The 19639-nt window shown below is 64.0% G+C and carries 11 protein-coding genes; 1 reads left to right on the plus strand and 10 read right to left on the minus strand.

Annotated features, from left to right (window positions below):
* Nucleotides 1-92: 92 nt before the first annotated feature.
* Nucleotides 93-2354 carry an ATP-dependent DNA helicase gene (locus ATY02_RS16825; RefSeq protein WP_068587365.1) on the minus strand — a complete coding sequence of 754 codons (2262 nt, stop codon included), beginning with the start codon at nt 2352-2354 and terminating at the stop codon, nt 93-95.
* A complete protein-coding gene (locus ATY02_RS16830) occupies nt 2351-4003 on the minus strand; it encodes a VRR-NUC domain-containing protein (protein WP_068587311.1) in 1653 nt (550 codons plus the stop codon). Before ATY02_RS16830 ends, ATY02_RS16825 begins: the two co-directional genes overlap by 4 nt.
* Nucleotides 4004-4207: 204 nt before the next feature.
* On the opposite strand from ATY02_RS16830, the gene ATY02_RS16835 reads away from it, so the two are divergent.
* A complete protein-coding gene (locus ATY02_RS16835) occupies nt 4208-4432 on the plus strand; it encodes a YgdI/YgdR family lipoprotein (protein WP_068587309.1) in 225 nt (74 codons plus the stop codon).
* Nucleotides 4433-4446: 14 nt separating this feature from the next.
* Here the strand turns inward: ATY02_RS16835 and ATY02_RS16840 are convergent, their stop codons facing one another.
* From ATY02_RS16840 to ATY02_RS16875, 8 genes are all read right to left on the minus strand, one after another.
* A complete protein-coding gene (locus ATY02_RS16840; RefSeq protein ID WP_068587363.1) occupies nt 4447-4827 on the minus strand; it encodes a hypothetical protein in 381 nt (126 codons plus the stop codon).
* 168 nt (nt 4828-4995) lie between these two features.
* Nucleotides 4996-6849: a polyurethanase gene (locus ATY02_RS16845; protein ID WP_068587307.1), complete on the minus strand. Its 1854-nt coding sequence runs from the start codon at nt 6847-6849 to the stop codon at nt 4996-4998.
* Between the two features lie 108 nt (nt 6850-6957).
* Nucleotides 6958-9975 (minus strand): autotransporter serine protease, encoded by a 3018-nt coding sequence (locus ATY02_RS16850; protein WP_228022322.1) that lies wholly within the window; start codon nt 9973-9975, stop codon nt 6958-6960.
* A 169-nt stretch (nt 9976-10144) separates the two neighbouring features.
* Nucleotides 10145-13126: an autotransporter serine protease gene (locus ATY02_RS16855; protein ID WP_068595853.1), complete on the minus strand. Its 2982-nt coding sequence runs from the start codon at nt 13124-13126 to the stop codon at nt 10145-10147.
* Between the two features lie 136 nt (nt 13127-13262).
* Nucleotides 13263-14948, minus strand: coding sequence for a polyurethanase (locus ATY02_RS16860; RefSeq protein ID WP_068588600.1), 1686 nt, complete (start codon nt 14946-14948; stop codon nt 13263-13265).
* Nucleotides 14949-14996: 48 nt separating this feature from the next.
* Entirely contained in the window at nt 14997-16358 is a 1362-nt protein-coding gene (locus tag ATY02_RS16865) for a TolC family outer membrane protein (RefSeq protein WP_124346771.1), read from the minus strand.
* Nucleotides 16359-16360: 2 nt separating this feature from the next.
* Nucleotides 16361-17677 carry an HlyD family type I secretion periplasmic adaptor subunit gene (locus ATY02_RS16870; protein WP_416220665.1) on the minus strand — a complete coding sequence of 439 codons (1317 nt, stop codon included), beginning with the start codon at nt 17675-17677 and terminating at the stop codon, nt 16361-16363.
* Between the two features lie 14 nt (nt 17678-17691).
* A complete protein-coding gene (locus tag ATY02_RS16875) occupies nt 17692-19482 on the minus strand; it encodes a type I secretion system permease/ATPase (protein WP_068588620.1) in 1791 nt (596 codons plus the stop codon).
* Between the last annotated feature and the right edge of the window lie 157 nt (nt 19483-19639).

Raw genomic sequence — 19639 nt, forward strand, 5'->3', positions numbered from 1 at the left:
TACTTGCCGCGAAGCCTGGTGCCAGGCAGTACCGCGCCCATAGGGTTCAACACAACGCCGCCGGCCGGCCATGGGCTGTCCTGCGGCGTTGTCTATGGCGCGATGGCCCACCAGCGCGGCAGCAACCGCCGCACCCTGGGCTCGTTGAAACGATCGTCGATGAGCATCAGCACCCCGCTATCGGCCTGGCTGCGAATCACCCGGCCAGCCGCCTGCACCACCTTCTGCAAGCCGGGGTACAGGTACGTGTAGTCATAACCGCAGCCGAACAGTTCGCCCATGCGCTGCTTCATCTGTTCGTTCAATACATTGAGTTGCGGCAGGCCCAGGGTGGCGACAAAGGCACCGATGAGCCTCGAGCCCGGGAGGTCTATGCCTTCACCGAAGGCGCCACCGAGCACCGCAAAACCGATGCCCTGGCCCTCGACCTGGAACTTGCGCAGAAAATCCTCGCGGGCGGCTTCATCCATGCCTCGTGCCTGCAGCCACAAAGGAATGTGTGGATGTTCCCGGGCCAGTAATTCAGCCACCTGTTGCAGGTAATCGAAGCTGCTGAAGAACGCCAGGTAGTTTCCCGGACGTGCCGCGAACTGGCGGGCCATCAGCTCGACAATCGGCCCCAGGGACTGTTGGCGGTGGGCATAGCGCGTGGAGATCCGCTTGACGATATGGACTTCCAACTGCGTGGCCGCGAACGGCGACTCGACATCCACCCACACGCTATCCTCGGGCAGCCCCAGCAGGTCCTGGTAGTAATGCCTTGGATTGAGGGTCGCGGAAAACAGCACCACGCTGCGGGCGGCCTCCATCCGTGGGCGCAGTAGCGCGGCCGGCACCACATTGCGCAGGCTCAGGCATGACAGGCTGCGCCGGGCACTCAAGGTGCGCTTGCTGACATCGAAGATGAATGGCTGCTCATCGAACAACTCCGCCACCCGGGCGAACTGCAACAGCTCGAAGTACCAGCCCTGCAACCCACTTTCCAACCCCTGGGGGTGCTCGGCGAAGTAGTCGCCCAAGGCGGCGATGCACAATCCCAAGGCCTTGAGCAAGGCAGCGGGGATGCCTTGGTAGACCTGGTAAGGCACGAGCTGCTCCTTGTGCAGCGCGTTCCACTCCCGGTTCAACCGTTGCAGAGATGACTTCAACGCTTGTGGGGCGCTCTTGCGCACTTGGGCCAGTTGTTGCTGGTCGAGACTGGCGCTGTACATGCCGCGTCCTCGCTCTACCAGGTTGTGGGCCTCGTCCACCAGTACCGCCAGGCGCTCTTGAGCGGCCTGGGCCAGCCCGAACAACAGGGCGCTGGAGTCAAAGTAGTAGTTGTAGTCAGCCACCACCAGGTCACTCCAGCGCGCCATCTCCTGGCTCAGGTAGTAAGGGCAGACCTGGTGCTCCAGCGCCACTTGGCGCAGGGCCTGGCGATCGAGCAGCGGCACCTGGACCGCCGCCTGGCGGGCAGCGGGCAAGCGCTGGTAGAAACCCTTGGCCAGGGGGCAGGATTCGCCATGGCAAGCCTTGTCCAGGTGTTCACAGGACTTGTCCCGGGCCACCAGCTCCAAAACTCGCAAGGGCAATCCGGGCTGCTGGGCGAACAGCATTCGCGCACCCTCCAGTGCCAACCGCCGCCCCGGGGTCTTGGCCGTGAGGAACAACAGCTTGTCCAGCCGTTGCGGGGCCATGGCCTTGAGCATGGGAAACAGCGTGCCCAGGGTCTTGCCGATACCGGTGGGAGCCTGGGCCAGCAGGCAACGGCCGGTGCTGACCGCCTTGTACACCGACTCGGCCAGGTGCCGCTGGCCGGGGCGAAACTGCCCGTGGGGGAACCGCAGTTCGGCAGTCCCCTGGTCGCGCAGTGCCCGATGTTGCAGTTCCTGTTGCGCCCAACTGAGGAATATTGCGCATTGCTGGTTGAAGAACGCCTGCAACTGCTCGGCACTGTGCTCTTGCACAAAAGCCGTTTCCTCCTCGCTCTGGATATCGAAATACACCAGCGACACCCGGATCGCCGGCAGTTGCAGGCTCTGGCAGAGCAACCAGGCATAGACCCGGGCCTGGGCCCAGTGCAGTTGCCGGTGATTGTCGGGCATGCGCGCCAGGTCGCCGCGGTAGGTCTTGATCTCCTCCAGCAGATTCTGCTGCGGGTCGTAGCCATCTGCCCGGCCCTTGACCAGCAGCTCGCCATAGCGGCCTTCCACGGGCACTTCGCTTTGGTAATCGGGGCTGCGCCGGGCAGCCACGGTACGGTGTCCGAGCATGCCCTCCTGGGCGCTGGGCGATGGTGTGAAGCGCAGGTCAAGATCACCGCTCTTGGCACTGAACTCGCAAAGCGCCCGCACCGCAACGCGGTAGCTCAAAGACTCGGCTCCCGCCATTGCACGTAGCACACGGCCACCGGCATCCCATGCTCCTGGCAGAAGTCCAGCCAGCGCAATTGGTTGTCCTGCAGGCGATCTCCCGGGCCCTTGACCTCGATCATGCGGTAGGTCCTGTCCTCGGGCCAGAACTGGATCAGGTCCGGCATGCCCGCACGATTGGCCTTGATATCCAGCAACAGGCGCTCGAACCAATGCTTGAGGTGCGCAGCCGGCAGGCAGTCCAGGGCCTGCTCCAGCAGTTCCTCACTCAAGGCGCCCCAGAACACGAAGGGCGATTGCAAGCCCCATTTGCTCGCGAAGCGCTGGCGAATGCTGTCGCGGTAACGACCGTCGTCCAGCTCATCCAGGCAGGCCTGGAACAGCTCGCTGCGGCGCTCGTGGAAGTCCTCGCTCAAGAGATCCACCGGCCCACGCTGGAACGGGTGGAAAAAGGCCCCAGGCAACGGCGCGAAGATCGCCGGCCAGCACAGCAGCCCGAACAGAGAGTTGATCAGGCTGTTCTCCACGTAATGCACCGGTGCATGGGCCTGCTGCAGGTGCGCCTGGACCACCTGCTCCACCGCCAGGCTTTCATCCTCGCGGGGCAGGCACAGGTCCAATCGCGTTACCTCTGGCCTGCTGGGCCGGGCGACCACCGGCCCTCCCAGCTTGCGCCGTAGCCTGGGCAGCACGCGAGCGAGCTGCTGGGCCTCGGCGGCACTGTGCGGCGCGGCCCAGGCCTGCTCGGCCAGCGCCAGGGCCGCGGAGTATTCGTCGCTACGCTCCAGCACCCGGATCAGGCGCAAGCGCGCTCCGGGATAGGTGCACTGCTGGTAGATCTGATGGGCCAGGGGCCAGTGTGCCAGGCGCTCGCAATGCTGGCCCAGCAGGAACAGCAACTTGCTGCGGCGCTTGTGCAGCCAGGGGTTGGCACTCTCGAAGGCAACCACCAGTGCCAGTACCTCGGGCAATGGATGTCCGGCCTCGAATGCCTCCTGGCAGCGGTGCAGGTAGATGAAGCCGTCCACATCGTCGCGGCTGCGCAAGCCGCGAGCCTGGGCATCGATCTCGACCTTTTCGTAGCTGTAGATCCCCAGGTCCGCCAGCACGAATTCCGACCAATCCTGGTAGAGATTGCCGAAGAACATCAGGCGCAGGCGATCACACAGGGTCATGATCGTCAGGCTGAACAGGCGGTCCCCAAGCCCGGGGCACCATTGGGCAAATGCCCGGGGTTGCGGGTACAACGCCTGCAAGATTTCCCGCCACTGATCCTTGCGTGCCTTGGCCGGCAACGCCTGGGCACTGAAGCACTGCTGGAGCTCGGCCTTTTGCAACAGGCCGAACAATTCGTCCACCGCCAGCGGCGCCTGCTCATCGACCCAGCCCAGCTCCAGCAATGGCGCCAGGGCCCGGGCGCTGTCGCCGATCTCCGGATAGGCCAGCCTGCTCAAGCGAAAGTGATGCCCCTTGCGCATCACCATGCGGACCAGCAATGCCTGGGAGGGCTGTTCGAGCACGGAGAAGTCGGCGATGAAGCGTTGCTCCTCGGCGCTCAAGACATCGGCATAGCGCTGGTCCAGCCAGCTCAGCACCTGCTGGAAGTTGTGCAGGTAATACAGGGGGTTCTCGAGAGGGTTGGAAGTCACAGGAAAAAGGCGCCACGGCGGGATGGATACTGGTTATGCGTACAGATAACAGCGAGCGCCCCAGCCTGGCAAATAGTATTGGATAAATGGTGGAGAGAAGATTTTTATGGGCAACCAGCGAACTTTCGTCGTCTTCACGACACCAAGGCCCAGGATTATAGTGTCCGATACCGCCCGGATGCCCCATTAGAGATAGAGGTCTGCATGAACATGAAGAAACTGGCCCTGCCCCTGGCCATTGTCGGCACCCTGGCCCTGGCTGGCTGCGCCTCCCCTACGGTGGTCACGCTGCAGAACGGGACCCAGTACCTGACCCGTGACAAACCCAAGACCAAGAGCGCCGATGGCTTCTACGAATTCCAGGACATTTCCGGCAAGACCATCCGGGTCAAGGCGGACGATGTCGCCACGGTCCGCCAGGAAAAATAACACCCGCGCCCGGCTCAGGGCGACCAGGGCAACCCCGCCTGCCCCGGCTCACAAAACACCCCCATGGCCTTGCCACGCCTCACCAGCTCGTCACGCAGTTGTCGACAGCGCGCACGCTCCCTGGCATTGGCGTTGTCGATGCTGATATTGCCGGTGCTCTCCGGGGGCCGGTCGTCTCCCAGTCGTAGCTGCAACGCCGGCTGTTCAGGTTCCAGATGAAAACGTGCGGGGGCCGGAGCCTGGCCCATCGACGACCCCGCCTGCCCGGCCGGCAATTGGTCTGGGCTGACACCGAAACGTTGCAGAATCGAACCATGAGGCAGCTCCTCGGCCACTGCCGACAACGCCCATAAGGCCAGCAGCAGGCCGCTCACATACCTCTTGCTGTTACTCACTGTCAAAACTCTCCAACTCCTGGAACCGATTGCACCGTTTGTCCTGCGCCTGTAGTAACGCAACCACGAGGCAACACTTTAGGGGTATTGGAGTCATCAGCTGACCAAATGGTCACTCAATTGCAAAAAAACAGCGCGCACCCTGGCCGGGCCCGCGCTGCTCGCCCATCAGGCGATGGTGATCCCGGAACCGTTGAGTTGCGCGAGGCTGACGCCCACCAGCGTCACCGAGTCGGTGCCGAAAGTCAGCACCGTGTCGCTGCCATGGCTGCTGGCGTGGGCCCGATAGTCCTGGTCGGGCCGCACATCGCTCACCCCCATGAACACCAGTTTGTCCCCCCCCTGGTAACCGACGATGCGGTCCTCGCCGAAGTGCCCGGTAAACAGGAACGTATTGTTGCCGCCCCCCGACTCCATCAGGTCGTTACCAGCGCCACCGACAAAAATGTCATTGCCCTTGCCGCCAATCAGGTGGTCGTTGCCATCCAGGCCGAACAGCCAGTCGCCTCCGGCATGGGCCTTGAGCACATTGTCGCCGGCATCGCCGCGCACCGATGAGGCGTACTGGGTCAACTCGCCCCCCGCCTTCAGGCCCTGCTCGGAAACCTGGTGCAGCACGTCGTCCTTGAACAGGCCCCAGAGGAAACCCGGTTCCTTGCTCTGGATCGCGCCAATGTCGCGGGTGATGCTGATCCCGCCGTTGGCATCGCGCACATACAGGGTGCCGGCGCCATCGCTGGCAAAACTGTAGTCGTTCACCGAATGCTGCAGATCGAGGACATTGCTGCCCTTGCCGCCCAGGATGATGTTGTAGCCACCCGCATCGCGGAAGGTGTCGTTGCCGTCGCGGCCCTCCAGGTAGTCGTTGCCGCTGCCGCCCTGGATCAGGTCATTGCCGTCGGTGCCGATGATGAAGGTACTGCCCTTATGGGCCTGGGCATTGCGATTCAGGTCCTGGACCCAGGTATCGGCCCGGGCCGGATCGGACAGGTTGGCCACCACGATGGTGGAGTCCTTGCTGGTGTACTCGTAGAACTTCGAGTCCAGCACCCGGGTCAGGCCATCGCCATAGCCGGTGGGCAGGTGGGAGATCCAGGTGGAAATCTTGAGGATCGAGAATGGCACCACATTCCACAACGTCGAGGCGTAGTGGTCGTTGAAGTTGACGATGTTATTGGTGGCCGATGCCTGGGGAGTGTCGTGGATATGCAGCGAATCCAGGTTGAATTTCGAGCCGTCCAGGGCTCGGAACACCGGGTCGTTCTCATAGCCGATATTCAGCACCTTGTCGCTGGCGCTCTGGGTCGGCGAGGCGTAGGCGATGTAGTTGGCATCCTTGAAGAAGCCGGACCAGCGTCCGCCACTGAGGTCGGCCAGGCTGTTGACCGCCAGTCCGCCCAGGCTGTGGCCGCTGACCAGGATGTCCTTGCCGGACAGGCCGTTGGCCTGGGCGAATGTCGCGACATCGCCCAACAACCTGCCAAAAGCCTCACCCGCATAGTTCTTGGCATAGTCCTTGGGCCCCAGGGCTGCCAGCAGGTCGCTGATCAGGTCGCCGATGGTGTCGCTGATCAGCGATTCCCGCGGACCGCTGGTACCGCGAAAGGAAATACCGATGGAGCTCAGGTGCCCCTGGGCATCGTACTTGCCGAGGATCTCCACCTGGGCCGTCTCATAGCCGTTCTTTTCCCCGAAGAACGTGCCGCGTGCGTCCACCTTGCCGGTGTAGCCCAACTGCTGGGCACTGATGGTGGACCAGCCAGCCTTGTTCAACGCGTCCTTGGCGGCCTTCTCCGAGTCCGGGTTCCAGGGAATGCCGGGGATCACCCCCTGGGAATCGCTACTGCCGATCAAGGCAGTGATCAGGGTCGCCGGCAGGCCAAGGCCGAAGCCATTGTGCTGGTAGCCCACGGCAAAGCCATTGTCGAGGTTGTGGTAGGAATACAGCGTGATGGCCATGGCATCGGTGAACAGCGCCTTGGATTCAGCCGTACTGAGGTTTTTGTAGTCGTAGACACCCATGGTATTGCCTCTCTTTTGTTAGATTTGTCAGAGATAGCGAGTGCCCTGCCGGCCTGTCGCCAGGCTGGCAGGGCTGGTACAACACCTTGCATATCCGTTGCTGGGGCCTCAGAACGCCCAGTCCAGGGTCAGGCCGACCCCATGGCTCTTGTCACGGCTGCCCAGCAATGCGTTGTAGTCCAGGTTGACCCGGGCCTGGCTGTTCAGGGCAATGCCTGCCCGGGCACCGACCACGGCGGCATCGCGATCCAGGGCGACCGCCTGGACCTTGTAGCTGTCGCCCTGGCCGGCGAAGGCCAAGTGCTGCTCGGACCCCACCGAACTCAGGTTGTGCTGCCAACCCAGGGTGCCGGACAGCTCCACTGTCTGGCCCGTGGACAACTGCAGTTGCTTGCCCGCGCGCAGGCCCAGGGTCGATAGCCAGGCATCGCGATTGTCCTTGGCGCCCTTGAGCGCCGCAGCCCCGCCATGTTCCTTGAAGCTGTCGCTGTCCACATGCACGTAGGTCAGGCCAGCGAAGGGCTCCAGGGCGACACCGGGCAACGCGATTTTCCACGCCGCTTCGCCGAACACCTGGGTGCTCTGGGCGTCACGCTTGCTCTTCTGGCGATCGGAGACCTCGTTGTACTGCAGCTCGCGCTTGGTCTCGATCCGGTGCCAGCTGTGGCTGCCGCCCAGGCTCAAGCGCACCTGCTCCAGTTCCTTCCCGGCATAGGCACCCAGGTGGTAGCTGTCGACGGTGGCCGAAGAGTGACGCCCATCGCCCATGTTCAGCGAGCTGTCGCTGTAGCCAGTGAACACGCCCACGCGGGTGTCCTCGCTCATCTGCCCGTCGACGCCCAGCAGCAGGCCAGCGATGGAACTGCTGTAGCGAGCCTGGGCGGAGTCACCATCGGTCTTGCCCCAGGCCCCCAGGGCCTTGACCCACAACCCGGTATCGGCGCCGCTCACCGCAGGCGCGGCCGCTACACCCTGCTGACGGGTTCGTTCACCCACGGCATCGCGCAGATGACGGCTGTCGTTGAGCAACAGGTTGCTCACCGCCGGGTGGATTTCCCCGGAAAGCTGGTCGAAGGCTTGCTGGGCGCTGCTCGCACTGGAGGACAGCAACAGGCTTTCATACACCGGATTGCCTGCCCCCAGGCGGTCGGCAGCCGCCGCCACCGAGCGCTGGTTGGCAGTCAAGCCGACACTGGCAAAGGAGGTGGCATTGCGCTGGACCGCCAACTGCACACCGGTACCGGAATAGGCCAGGCCGCCACCGAGGAACAGCGAATTGGACGTCACGTTGGCAAAGCTGCCCTGCACTCCGCCTGCGGCATCCAGGATGTCGAACTGGCGCCCCACTAGGCTCGGTGCCTGCTGTGCTGCCAGGGAAACTCCCGGGTTTTGCAGGTCCAGCGCCAGGTTTGCCCCACCCAGCGAGGCCTTGCCATCGCTGACCAGGCGATCGGCACCGTTGGTGGCCACTTCCACGGCATAGGTCGAGCCCGGCTGGAAGGTCACATCGGAGCTCACCTGCAAGGTGCCGATGGAGTTACCGGGCGCCACCACGCCGCCAGCATTGGCGATCAGCGCGCCGATCCGGCCGTTACCGCCCACGATGCCGCCGGCATTGACCGTCACCGTCGATTGCAGCGAGCCATTGACCGCCAATCGTCCCTGGTTGACCAGGGTCGGGCCCGAGTAGCTGTTGTTGCCGCTGAGCACCAGGGTACCGACGCCCTGCTTGGTCAGGCCGCCATGGCCGCCGATATCGTTGCTCCACAGGTCCAGCACGCAACTCAGGTCGTTGCAACGCCGCTGGGTCGGCTTGCCGGCGTCCACCAGGGCGCCGATGCCCGGCAAGTCGGCCACGAACTGCGTTGGCCCGTAGCCGCCGGCGATGCGGAACTCCTCGGGAATGTCCTGCTCGGTGACCAGCATGCCCGGGCCGCGGATACCCTTGTCCAGGTTGATCATGCCCCAGCCGTACAGGGCATCGATGCCCGGCGCGCCCATGTCAGTGGCAGTGGTGCGCAGCACGCTGGCGATCTGTGCGCCGCTCATGTAGGGGAAGCGCTCCATCAGCACTGCCGCCGCGCCAGCGGCATGGGGCGCCGCCATGGACGTACCGTTCTTGTTGGCGTAGCCCAGGGTCAGGTTTTCCAGGCTGGTGCCGCCAATCACCGCGCTGTAGATCCGGGTACCGGGGGCCGAGACGCAGAAGCTTGCGGTATAGCCGCAACGGGACGAGAACGTACTGATCACGTACGGATTGGCGCTGCTGGTGTCGGGGTTCTGCTGCAACGCCGCCACGGTCATCCAGCTGGGAGCGATTTGCGGGACGAAATAGCCCAGCCCGGCAATCGCATCGGGGTTGTTCAGGTTGTAGTCGTTGCCAGCGGCGAAGATGGTCAGGACCCCACTGCGGGCAGCGGCGATGGCGCCGTCATAGGCACCGCCGGGCAAGGTGCCCAGCAATGGCTGGATCTGCGCGAACTGCGCGCGGGCATCGTCCACGGTGAAATGCGGGAAATCCGGATTGCGCCCACCCTTGGCGAAGCGATCGGTGATGCCGATGCCCCAGCTGTTGTTGATGATCCGTGCGCCGCTGTTCACCAGGCTGTCCCAGCCGGCCTTGTACACCGCGCCATCGTTGCCCAGGACGATGCCATCCTCGGGGCCGGGGTCGCCGTTGTCGGCACTGATGATCTGCGCGTCATAGGCCACGCCATGCATCTCTACGCCATCACGGTTACCGGCGGCGATCCCGCCGACGTGGGTACCGTGGGAGCCGAGCTTGCCATCCGAGCCTACCGACGGGCTGCCGTCATAACGAAAGGCATCACCGGCCTTCACCGGGATATAGGGGTCGGTGTACTGGCGGATGCCACTGGTGATGAGGGTCACGATCTTGTCCTGGCCGGCGAACTCCGGGTGCTTGGCATACACCGGCTGGTCGAAGATCCCCAGCTTGACCCCCTTGCCGCTATAGCCGGCGGCATAGGCGCTGTCGGCATTGATCGCCCCCAGCCCCCAATCAGCCTTGAATTCACTGCTGCGCCAGCTACTGGCATCCCCCAGGCGCCCGCTCTCGACATAGGGCGCGGCCTGGGCGGTACCCGCCAGCACCGCCCAGCCCATCAATGCCCGCCCCAACGGGCGTAGCACCCTGCCCTGTCCAACCGTACGACCCTCGCTGCATTTGAGTTGCTTCACTACGACCTTCCTTAGCTGCATTGAAAAAACCGCATCAATAAAATGGCGCGAGAAACGCCCAGCCAGCGGGCGTTCCACTCGCCAGCCAGTGACCTTAGAAACGCCACTGGAGATTGAGCCCGGCACCATGCTGTTGCTCACGGCTGGCCAGGCGGCCCTGGTAGTCCAGGCTCAAGTCCAGGTTGCGCGTCAGCCCCAGGCGCGCCTGCGCCCCCACGACCGCTGCATCCCGCAGGGCCGGTGCACTGTCGACCCGAAACGCGCTATCGCTGCCGGCAAACGCCAGGTGTTCACTGTCCTGGGTGCCGCTCAGGCGGTGTTGCCAGCCCAGGCTCGCCGCCACGTCCAGGCTTTGCTGCGAAGACAGCTGCCACTGCTGGCCGGCCCGCAGCCCAAGGGTGCCGAGCCAGGCGTCCCGCCGCTCTTCACCGGCATGCAAGGCGGCCGCGCCACCCTTCTCATGGAAGCTGTCGCGCTTAAGGTTCTGGTAGGTCAGGTTGGCGAAGGGCTCCAGTTGCAGGGGTTGCAACATCAAGCGATAGGCTGCTTCGGCGAACAGCTGCTGGCTACGAGCATCGACCCGGGCCCGCTGGCGCCCGGACACTTCGCCGTAGGCCAGGTCGCGCCGGACCTGTGCACGATGCCAGCTGTAGCTGCCGCCCAGGCTCAGGCGCCACGCGTCCACGTCATGCCGGGCATAGGCCCCCAGGTGATAGCTATCCACCTTGGCTCGGGAATGGGTATCGCCCATGCCCAGGGAACTGTCGCTGTAGCCCGCCGCCAGGCCGGCCCGGGTCTGTTCGTCGAAATCCCGATCGACACCCAGCAGCGCCCCCCCCAGGGAGCTGGTGTAGGACTCGTTGCCGTCCACCCCCTCGATCCGCCCCCAACTGCCCAGGCCCTTGAACCACACCTGGTTCGCCCCCGACTCGCCCGCCGGGGCCAGTGCGGAGCGTTGCAGGCGCTCGCCCAGGGCGTCACGAACCACAGAGCCCTGGCTGAGCAGCATCGAATCCAGGGCCGGATAGATTTCTCCCGCCAGCTGGCGCATGGCCTCCTGGGCACCCGCCTGGGAAGTCGAGAGCAGCAGGCTTTCGTACACCGGGTTACCCGGTCCCAGCCGTTCCACGGCCGCGCCGCTGGAGCGCTGGTTGGCACTGGCACCGACACTGGCAAAACTCGCGGCACTGCGCGTCAGGTCCAGTTGCACGGCGTTGGCCGAGTAATCCAGGCGGGTATCCAGAAACAGATAACCAGGCTGGACACCGGCAAAGCGCCCGCTGACCCCACCTGCCGCTTGCAGGATGTCGTACTGGCGCCCGACCAGGCTCTGCACTGGGCCTGCGCTCAGCAGGTCCGGCCGACTCTGGGGCAACAGGCTGACATTGGCGCCCTGGACACTGGCCTGGCCGCTGGCCACGATGCGGTCGCTGGCCGTGGGCGACAGCTCCACCCGGTAGCTGGAACCCGGCTGCAGATCCACATTGCCCGCCACATTCAAGGTGCCGATGGAATTGCCCGGAGCGATTCGGGAACCGGCTTGCGCGGTCAGCCCGCCAATCTGCCCGGTCCCTCCCAGGGTGCCTGCGGCCTTGACCGTGACCGTCGATAGCAAGCTGCCATTGACGCTCAGTTGCCCACCTTCGACCGTCGTTGCACCGCGATAGCTATTGGCGCCTCCCAGCACCAGCCAACCGTCCCCGGACTTGACCAGGCTGCCCTGGTAGGACCGCTGTGCTGCGGCGGCATCCCGGGCCATGCCCAGGGCGTAGTCGGTACGGTCCTGCTGGCTGGCCCCCGGCGCCAGGCCATGCTCCCAGCCCCGATCCTTGAGGGTCTGCTGCCAGGCCTGGTGTTCGGCGGCATCCTCGGCCTGGCGCTGGACCAGGGCCTGGTCGGAGATGCCATTGTTCCAGATATCACCCTGCCCGGCCCCCAGGTTGACATTGAACTCACCCAGCAACTGCCCGGGCCCATGCAGCGCCCGTCCCAGGTCCGGCACACCCCAGCCGACCCGCTCGCTGGGGGCCTGGGTGGGCGAGCCATCAAGCTGCCGGGAGGTGGTCAGCAGCACTTGCAAGGCCTGCTGGTTGTTCAGGTACGGATAGCGCTCCATCACCAGGGCCAAGGCCCCGGTGGCATGGGGCGCAGCCATGGACGTGCCGTTGTAGGTCGCGTAGCCGCCACCGGGCACCGTGCTGGTAATCGCTGCGCCCGGTGTCGCCAGGCACCAGTATTTGGCGATGCCGCACTGGTTGTATTTCTGCTGGTTGTTCTTGTCCAGCCCCGAGACGGCCAGCCAATGGCCCTCCAGGTCCGGCTGGAAGTACGGCAGCCCGGCGCGCACGCTGGCATTGGCATAACCGCTGTTGCCGGCGCTGAAGACATTGATCACCCCACGGCGCGAGACCTCGGCCGCGGCATCCAGCCAGGTCCCTTGCTGAAAGTGCTGGGCGTAGGCCGCGCGCAAGCCGTCCAGGGTCTGGTAGCTGACATCCTTGGGCTGGCTGCCCCAGCTGTTGTTGATGGCGCGTACCCCGGCGTCGGCCAGGGCCCCATAAGCGGCCGCGAAGTACTTGGGGTCAGGGCCTGGGCCGAACAGGAAACTGTCGTTGTGGTTGGTGTTGCCCACATATACCTGGGCATTGAAGGCCACGCCGTGCATGCCATTGCCATCGCGCGCCGCTCCCATGGTGCCGGTGACATGGGTGCCATGGCTGTCGTTGGCGCCGTTGAGGACACCGGAGACATTGAATGGGCTGCCATCCAGGTATTGGCCACTGGCGGTGACCGCATGAAAACGCTCGGGGCTGGCTTCGGGATGGGTCGGGTCGAACCCGGAATCCAGGGCGCCGATCTTGACCCCGGCACCGGTGATGCCGGCCGCATAGGCTTGGTTCGCCTGCATGCGTTCCAGGCCCCAGTCCTGCTGGTATTCGGCCGAACGCCAACTGGCGGGATCGCCCTGGCGGCCGGTCTCCTGATAAGCCGCCGCAACCGACAGCGGCAGTCCGGTGGCAAACGCCAGGCACAAGGTGCCCGTCAGCGTCTTGAGCTGATCAGATCTCACATCCATGTCGATGACTTCTCTTGTTTTTGTTGTTGGATCGCCCATTCCGGGTCGATCGATATACCGCTGCGTTGCCTGGCCGCAAGCTTGCGGCCCTATCGAACCAGGGGCGCTCACCCGCCCCTGGCCTGTTACCTCGGCTTCAGGCGAAAACGAAGCTTGAGCCGTTGAGTCCCTCAATACCAACGCCCAGCAGCGTCACGGAGTAGTCGCCGACCTTGAGCAAGGTGTCGTTGCCATCCTGAGACACGTGCTGGTTGTAGTCGTAGTGGGCGTCGATCCCCGGTACGCCCATGAACACCAGCTTGTCGCTGGCCTGGTAACCGTGGATCAGGTCATTGCCGAAGTTGCCGCTGAACAAAAAGGTGTTCACCCCGCCACCGCCGGACTGCATCACGTCATTGCCGCTGCCACCGACGAAGGTCACGTTGGACCTGTCGCTGCCCAGGAAGTCGTTGCCATCATGGCCGAACAACCAGTCGCCATCGACGCTAGCCAGCAGGGTGTTGCCATAGCCATCGCCATTGAGGGAATGGTTGTAGGCGTACCACGCATGGCCATCGAACATGCCGTCGGCGCTAAGGCTGTAGGTGACGTCCCGACCGCCCCACTGCCAGAAGCTGCCCTGCTCGTGGCTGACCAGCGCCCCGATATCGCGGGTCATGCTGATACCACCGTAGGCATCGCGGATGTACAAGGTGCCGTCGCCGTCGTTGGCGATGGAGAAGTTCTGCAAGGGTTGGCGCAGCTCCAGCACGTTATGGCCCTGGCCACCGTGGATGATGTTGTAGCCGCCGTCATCGCGGAACCGATCATCGCCAGCACCGCCGTCCAGGTAGTCGTTGCCCTTGCCGCCGTGCAGCAGGTCGTTGCCATCGGTGCCGATGATGAAGGTGCTGCCGGTGTGCTGCTCGGCGTAGAGGTTGAGGTCCTTGACCCAGACCTGGTCGCGCTTGCCCTCGGACAGGTTGGAGATCACCACCGTGGAATCGCGACTGGTCAGGTCATAGAAATCCGAGGCGACCAGGCGATTCAGGCCCGCGGCGTAGTCCACTGCACTATGGGCCGACCAGGATGCCGGGTTGAGGATGCTCTGGGGCACCAGCTTGCCCAGCAGCGACGAATAGTGATCGGTGAAGCTGACGATATTGTTGGTCGCCGACTCCTGGGGCCGGTCGTGGGTGCCCAGGGACGAGCCGTTGAAGTGGGTACCGTCCAACACCCGGAATACCGGATCGTTCTCATAGCCGATGTTCAGTACCTGTTGGCTATTGGCGCTCTGGGTCGGCGAGGCGAAGGCCACATAGTTGGCATCCTTGAAGAAACCGCCCCAGTGCTCGCCGCTCATGGCGGCCAGGCTGTTGACCCCCAGCCCGCCCAGGCTGTGCCCGGTGACCAGCACGTCCTTGCCGGCCAGGCCCTGGGCAGCGGCGAAGGCAGCGACCTTGCCCAGCAGGTTGTCGAAGGCCAGGCGGCTGTAGTTGTCGGCAAAGCCCGGGGAGAACGCCGCCTGCAGGTCGTTCACCGCATCGGCGAGGCTGTCGGTGCCACGAAAGCTGATGCCGATGGACAGCAACTGCCCACTGGCGTCGTACTTGCCAAGGATCTCCACCTGGGCATCGCTGACCGACGCCTGTTCGCCGGAAATGGTGCCCTGGGCGCTGACGTTGCCCTCATAGCCCAGCTGCGTCGCGCTGATCGGCCGCCAGGACGTCCCCGGCAACGGTTGCCCCGTGGGGGTCGAGGCATACAGGGCCAGGGTAATGGCGTCGCTGTACTGGGCTTTACCGGCACTGCCAAGGGCGTTCTTGTAGTCGAAGATGCTCATCTGCTTTCTCCTTTTTTCATCCCTGTGCCCACGTCCTTCGGCAAAGGCCTAGGGCACTGTACGTTGGCCGAAAGCCTCATCGACCCTGGCCAGGTCTGCTTCACGCAGGGTGCCTGCGTAGTAGTGCAACTTGGTCCAGGCCATCAAGTAGTCGTAACGGGCCTGGGCCAGGTCGCGCCGGGTGGTGTACAGCTGCTGTTCGGCGTTCAGCGCGTCAAGGTTGACCCGCTCGCCCCCGAGGATGCTCTGCTTGGTGGAGACCACCAGCGCCTCGGCCGACGTCAAGGCCTTCTGATAAGCGCGCAACTTGCTCACCCCAGATAGACAGGCACTGAATTGCCGGCGCAGTTCAATCAGGGTTTCCCGGGTCCTGCCGTCCAGCTCGTATTCGGCCTGTTCCATATTGCGGCTGGCCTGGCGGGTCGAGGCCGAGACCCCGCCGCCAGCGTAGAGCGGCATGCTGATCTCGATCCCGATGGTGTTGGTGTCGTAGCGCTGGTTATAGGTGTTGCCACTCTCGGACTCGTTCTGGCGCGAGGTGGCGTAGGCGCTGAGCCTGGGCAGGTGCCCGGCGCGGTTACGCTCCACCTCGTAGCGGGCCACTTCCACCCGCTGGCGCTGGGAGGCCAGCATCGGGTTGTTGCTCAGGGCGATCTCATGCCAACTGTCATAGGTGGCCGGGCTCAGGGCGAACGACTGGAAGCTCTCTTGCAGCGGGTCCAGGTCTCGCACATCGATGGCCGGTTCACCGATCAGCGCCGCCAATTCGCGCAGGGCCGCATCCTGTTCGTCCCGGGCCTGGATCTCCTCGGCAGTGGCCAGCTCATAACGCGACTCGGCCTCGAGGATATCGGTACGCGTGCCCTCGCCCCGCTCGAACAGGTGGCGATTCTGCTGGAACTGCTGGTCGAAGGCCTTCTTCTTGGCCAGGGCAATGTCGATCTGGTCCTGGGCGAACAGGGCCTTGGTGTAGTAGTCCAGGACCCTGAGCAACAGTTCCTGGCTCTTGCTGCGAAAGTTTTCGTCGGCGAACAACGCCTGGGCTACGCCCTTGCGATAGCTGGCATAGGCCTCGTAGTCGAACAACGGTTGCTGCAGGGTCAGTGACGAGCCGTAGCTGTCGTAGTTGCGCTTGTCGGTCTGGTTGCCGCCCCGAGGGCTGGGGTAGGTCGCCTTGGAGTTGTTGTGGCCCTTGTTGTAGTTGTAGCTGAGCCTGGGCAGCAACCCGGCGCGGCCGATGATGCGGTTTTCAAGCCCGGCATCGCGCTCCTTGATCGCGGCGAGAAACACCGGATCGTTGCGCACGGCCAGTTCGTAGACCTGGAACGGCCCCATGGCCTGGGCCCCCTGGCACACCAGCAAAGCCAAGGTTGCAGCGAGGATGGAAAGCTTACTCATACGACGCGACATCCTTATTCTTCGGTCAGTGCAGAGCCAGCCCGGTCGAGCAGGGGCTTGAACAGGTAGTTGAGCAACGAACGCTCACCGGTGCGAACGAACATCTCCGCCGGCATACCGGGCTTGATCACCAGCCCGTTGAGCTTCTCCATGGCCTGGTCGCTGACGCTGCTGCGCAGCACGTAGTACGGCATGCCGGTACGCTCGTCGATCATCTGGTCGGCGGACACCAGGCTGACCTCGCCGGAGACCCGGGGTGTGCGACTCTGGTTGAACGCGGTAAAGAGAATATCGACGGGCAACTGGCTGCCGACCTTGTCCACCAGGTTCACCGGCAGGCGCCCTTCCACTTCCAGATGCGTGCCCTGGGGCACGATCTCCAGCAGCGTGTCGCCCTGGCGCACCACCGCGCCCTCGGTATGGACCCCGAGGTTGACTGCAATGCCGTCGGCGGTAGCGATGATCTCGCTGTGCTGCAAGTCGAACCCGGCGGAAGTCAATTGCTGCTCCAGGGTCTGGGTCTTGAGCTGGGCTTCCGCCAGTTGGCTGCGTACCTCCTTCTGGTATTCCTCGCCATGCTGCTGCAGCTTGAGCCGGGACTCGAGGATGCCCTGCTCCACTCGCCCGCTCTCACCGGTGTTCTGCGCCAGTTCCTGTTGAACCTGGGACAGCTGGCGCTGGTACTCCAGCAGGCGATTGCGGGGGATGTAGCCGTTGTCGGCCAAGGGTTGCAGGTTGCCCAGTTGCTGACGCAGGGACTCGGCCTGGCTGCCCAGGTCGCTGCGAGCCCGGCGCATGCCGGCCAGTTGCGCGGTAGCGCCCTCTATATTGGCGCGGATTGCCGCTTGCTCGCGCAAAAAGGCTTCGCGCCGGCTGCTGAACAACTGCCGCTGGCCCTCGAGCACCAGGGCCAGGCGCGGATCGTCGCTGTTTGTCAATGACGCGGGAAAATCCACCTGCTTGAGGCCGTCGCGCTCGCTGCGCCAGCGCGCCAGGCTGGCCATGGCCATGCGGTACTGGGCTTGCAGCGATTGCACATCCGCCGCTACCTGGGTCTGGTCCAGGCGGAACAGCGGCTGGCCCTGCTTCACGCTTTCGCCTTCACGTACCAGGATGCGGCTGACCACGCCGCTGCTCATGGACTGCACGGCCTTGCGCTTGCCCGACACCACCACGGTGCCTTGCACCGGTATCCCCTGGTCCAGGGGCGCCAGGGCCGCCCATGCGAAGAAGCTGCCAGCCCCTGCCAATGCCAGGAGCCAACCCATGCGCACAAAAAACCCGGCATCGCGTTCGACCCGCTCCGGCGCGTAGTCCTGTTCGATCATCATGCTGCTGTCCTTGCTCATGCGCCTTGATTGCGCGTAGGGGCCTGATACTGGCGGCTCATGCTCAAGCCGCCGGGAGCTGCTGCCGCGGGTCGCTCCCGAGGCGCATCCTGGGCCTGGGTCTGTTGCGCGCCGGACAGTGCCTTGAGTACTTCCTGGCTGGGGCCGAAGGCTTGCAATCGACCTTCGTTGAGCACCAGCAGCTTGTCGGCCAGGGCCAGTACCGAAGAGCGGTGGGTCACCAGCACCACGCTGGTACCGCGGGCCTTGAGCTGGGCGATTGCTGCCGCCAGGGCACTTTCACCAACGGTGTCGAGATTCGAGTTGGGTTCGTCGAGTACCACCAGGCTGGGGTTGCCGTACAGGGCCCGAGCCAGGGCCACCCGCTGCTTCTGACCGCCGGACAGGCCGCTGCCGTCATCCCCCAGCACAGTGTCGTAGCCCTGGGGCAGGCGCAAGATCAGTTCGTGCACGCCTGCCAGTTGCGCAGCCTGGACCACCTGCTCCGGGTCGGCCTGGCGAAAACGCGCGATGTTCTCGGCAATGCTGCCGGTGAACAGCTCGATATCCTGGGGCAGGTAGCCGATGTAGGGGCCCAACTCATCACGGTTCCAGCGGTGGATGTCAGCGCCGTCCAGGCGCACTACGCCAGCCAGGGTTGGCCACACGCCGACCAGCACCCGGGCCAGGGTCGACTTGCCGGAACCCGAGGCTCCCAGCACCCCCAGTACCTCGCCGGCATGGAGGCTGAAATTGACTTGCTGCAGGGTCGCGACCCGGCGCCCGGGAGGGCCGGCACTGACCTGTTCGAAACTGACCTCGCCCTTGGGGGCTGGCAGCGACATGGCGGTGTCGCTGGGAGGGAACTCGCCCAGCAGCGCATCCAGGCGGCGGTAGGCCAGCTTGGCCGAGCTCCATTGCTTCCAGACGGCGATCAACTGGTCGATAGGGCTCAGCACCCGGCCCATGAGAATCGATCCGGCGATCATCATCCCGGCGGTCATGTCGCCCTTGATCACCAGCAAGGCCCCCAGGCCCAGCACCAAGGATTGCAGGCACAGGCGCAAGGTCTTGCTCAGGGAGCTGATCACCGCGCCGGTATCGCTGGCCTGGTTCTGCAGGCCGAGAAAACGCGAATGCACGCCAAACCAACGCTTGCGCAAGGCGCCCAGCATGCCCATGGCCTGGATGGTCTCGGCATTGTGCAAATGACTGGTGGCCAGTTGCGTGGACTGCTGCGAAAAACCGCTGGCTTCGCTCAGGGGCTTCTTGGTCAAGCCCTCATTCAGGTAGGCCAGGCCGATCAGCATCACCGCGCCCACCGTGGCCATGACGCCCAGCCAGATATTGAAGGCAAAGATCACCAGCAGATAGATGGGAAACCAGGGCGCATCGAAGAAGGCGAACAACGCCGGCCCGGTGAGGAACTGGCGGATATGGGTCAGATCGCCCAGGGACTGCCCGGCATGGCCTTCGCCCCGGGCCAGGTTACGCTCGAACGCAGCCTGGTAGACCCGCAGGTTGAAGCGTCGCTCCAATTGGCTGCCGATGCGGATCACGATAAAGCTGCGCAGCACCTCCAGCAGGCCGATGAACACGAAGAACCCCACCACCATCAGCGACAGCATCGCCAGGGTGGTTTCGTTCTGCGAAGACAGCACCCGGTCATACACTTGCAGCATATAGATAGAAGGAACCAGCATTAGCAAGTTAATCAACGCGGTAAAACAACCGACGCTGATCAAGATGCCTTTATATTCGCCCAGTGCCTTGAACAGTGGAGGTGCAGGATGAGAGTTCTTCACCATTTTTTAACCATTTCCCTGAGCTGTTAGTCCGCGTCCATTTGCGAAGAACCAATCTAGTACATAACTAGTTAATTGCTCTTTTTAATTCATAAAGCCTGCGGACACAGATAATTCGGACCGCTGTCTGCAACAGCAACCCGAACATACTCCTGTCGTT

Origin of the sequence: Pseudomonas sp. BIOMIG1BAC (assembly GCF_001705995.2) — a bacterium.
Taxonomy (GTDB): Bacteria; Pseudomonadota; Gammaproteobacteria; order Pseudomonadales; family Pseudomonadaceae; genus Aquipseudomonas; species Aquipseudomonas sessilinigenes.

What these genes read in the sequence shown, in the direction of transcription:
- ATY02_RS16835 (WP_068587309.1), top strand. Translation starts at nt 4,208, where the DNA reads ATGAACATGAAGAAACTGGCCCTGCCCCTGGCCATTGTCGGCACCCTG.
- ATY02_RS16845 (WP_068587307.1), bottom strand. Translation starts at nt 6,849, where the DNA reads ATGGGTGTCTACGACTACAAAAACCTCAGTACGGCTGAATCCAAGGCG.
- ATY02_RS16850 (WP_228022322.1), bottom strand. Translation starts at nt 9,975, where the DNA reads ATGGGCTGGGCGGTGCTGGCGGGTACCGCCCAGGCCGCGCCCTATGTC.
- ATY02_RS16855 (WP_068595853.1), bottom strand. Translation starts at nt 13,126, where the DNA reads ATGGATGTGAGATCTGATCAGCTCAAGACGCTGACGGGCACCTTGTGC.
- ATY02_RS16860 (WP_068588600.1), bottom strand. Translation starts at nt 14,948, where the DNA reads ATGAGCATCTTCGACTACAAGAACGCCCTTGGCAGTGCCGGTAAAGCC.
- ATY02_RS16865 (WP_124346771.1), bottom strand. Translation starts at nt 16,358, where the DNA reads ATGTCGCGTCGTATGAGTAAGCTTTCCATCCTCGCTGCAACCTTGGCT.
- ATY02_RS16870 (WP_416220665.1), bottom strand. Translation starts at nt 17,677, where the DNA reads ATGATGATCGAACAGGACTACGCGCCGGAGCGGGTCGAACGCGATGCC.
- ATY02_RS16875 (WP_068588620.1), bottom strand. Translation starts at nt 19,482, where the DNA reads ATGGTGAAGAACTCTCATCCTGCACCTCCACTGTTCAAGGCACTGGGC.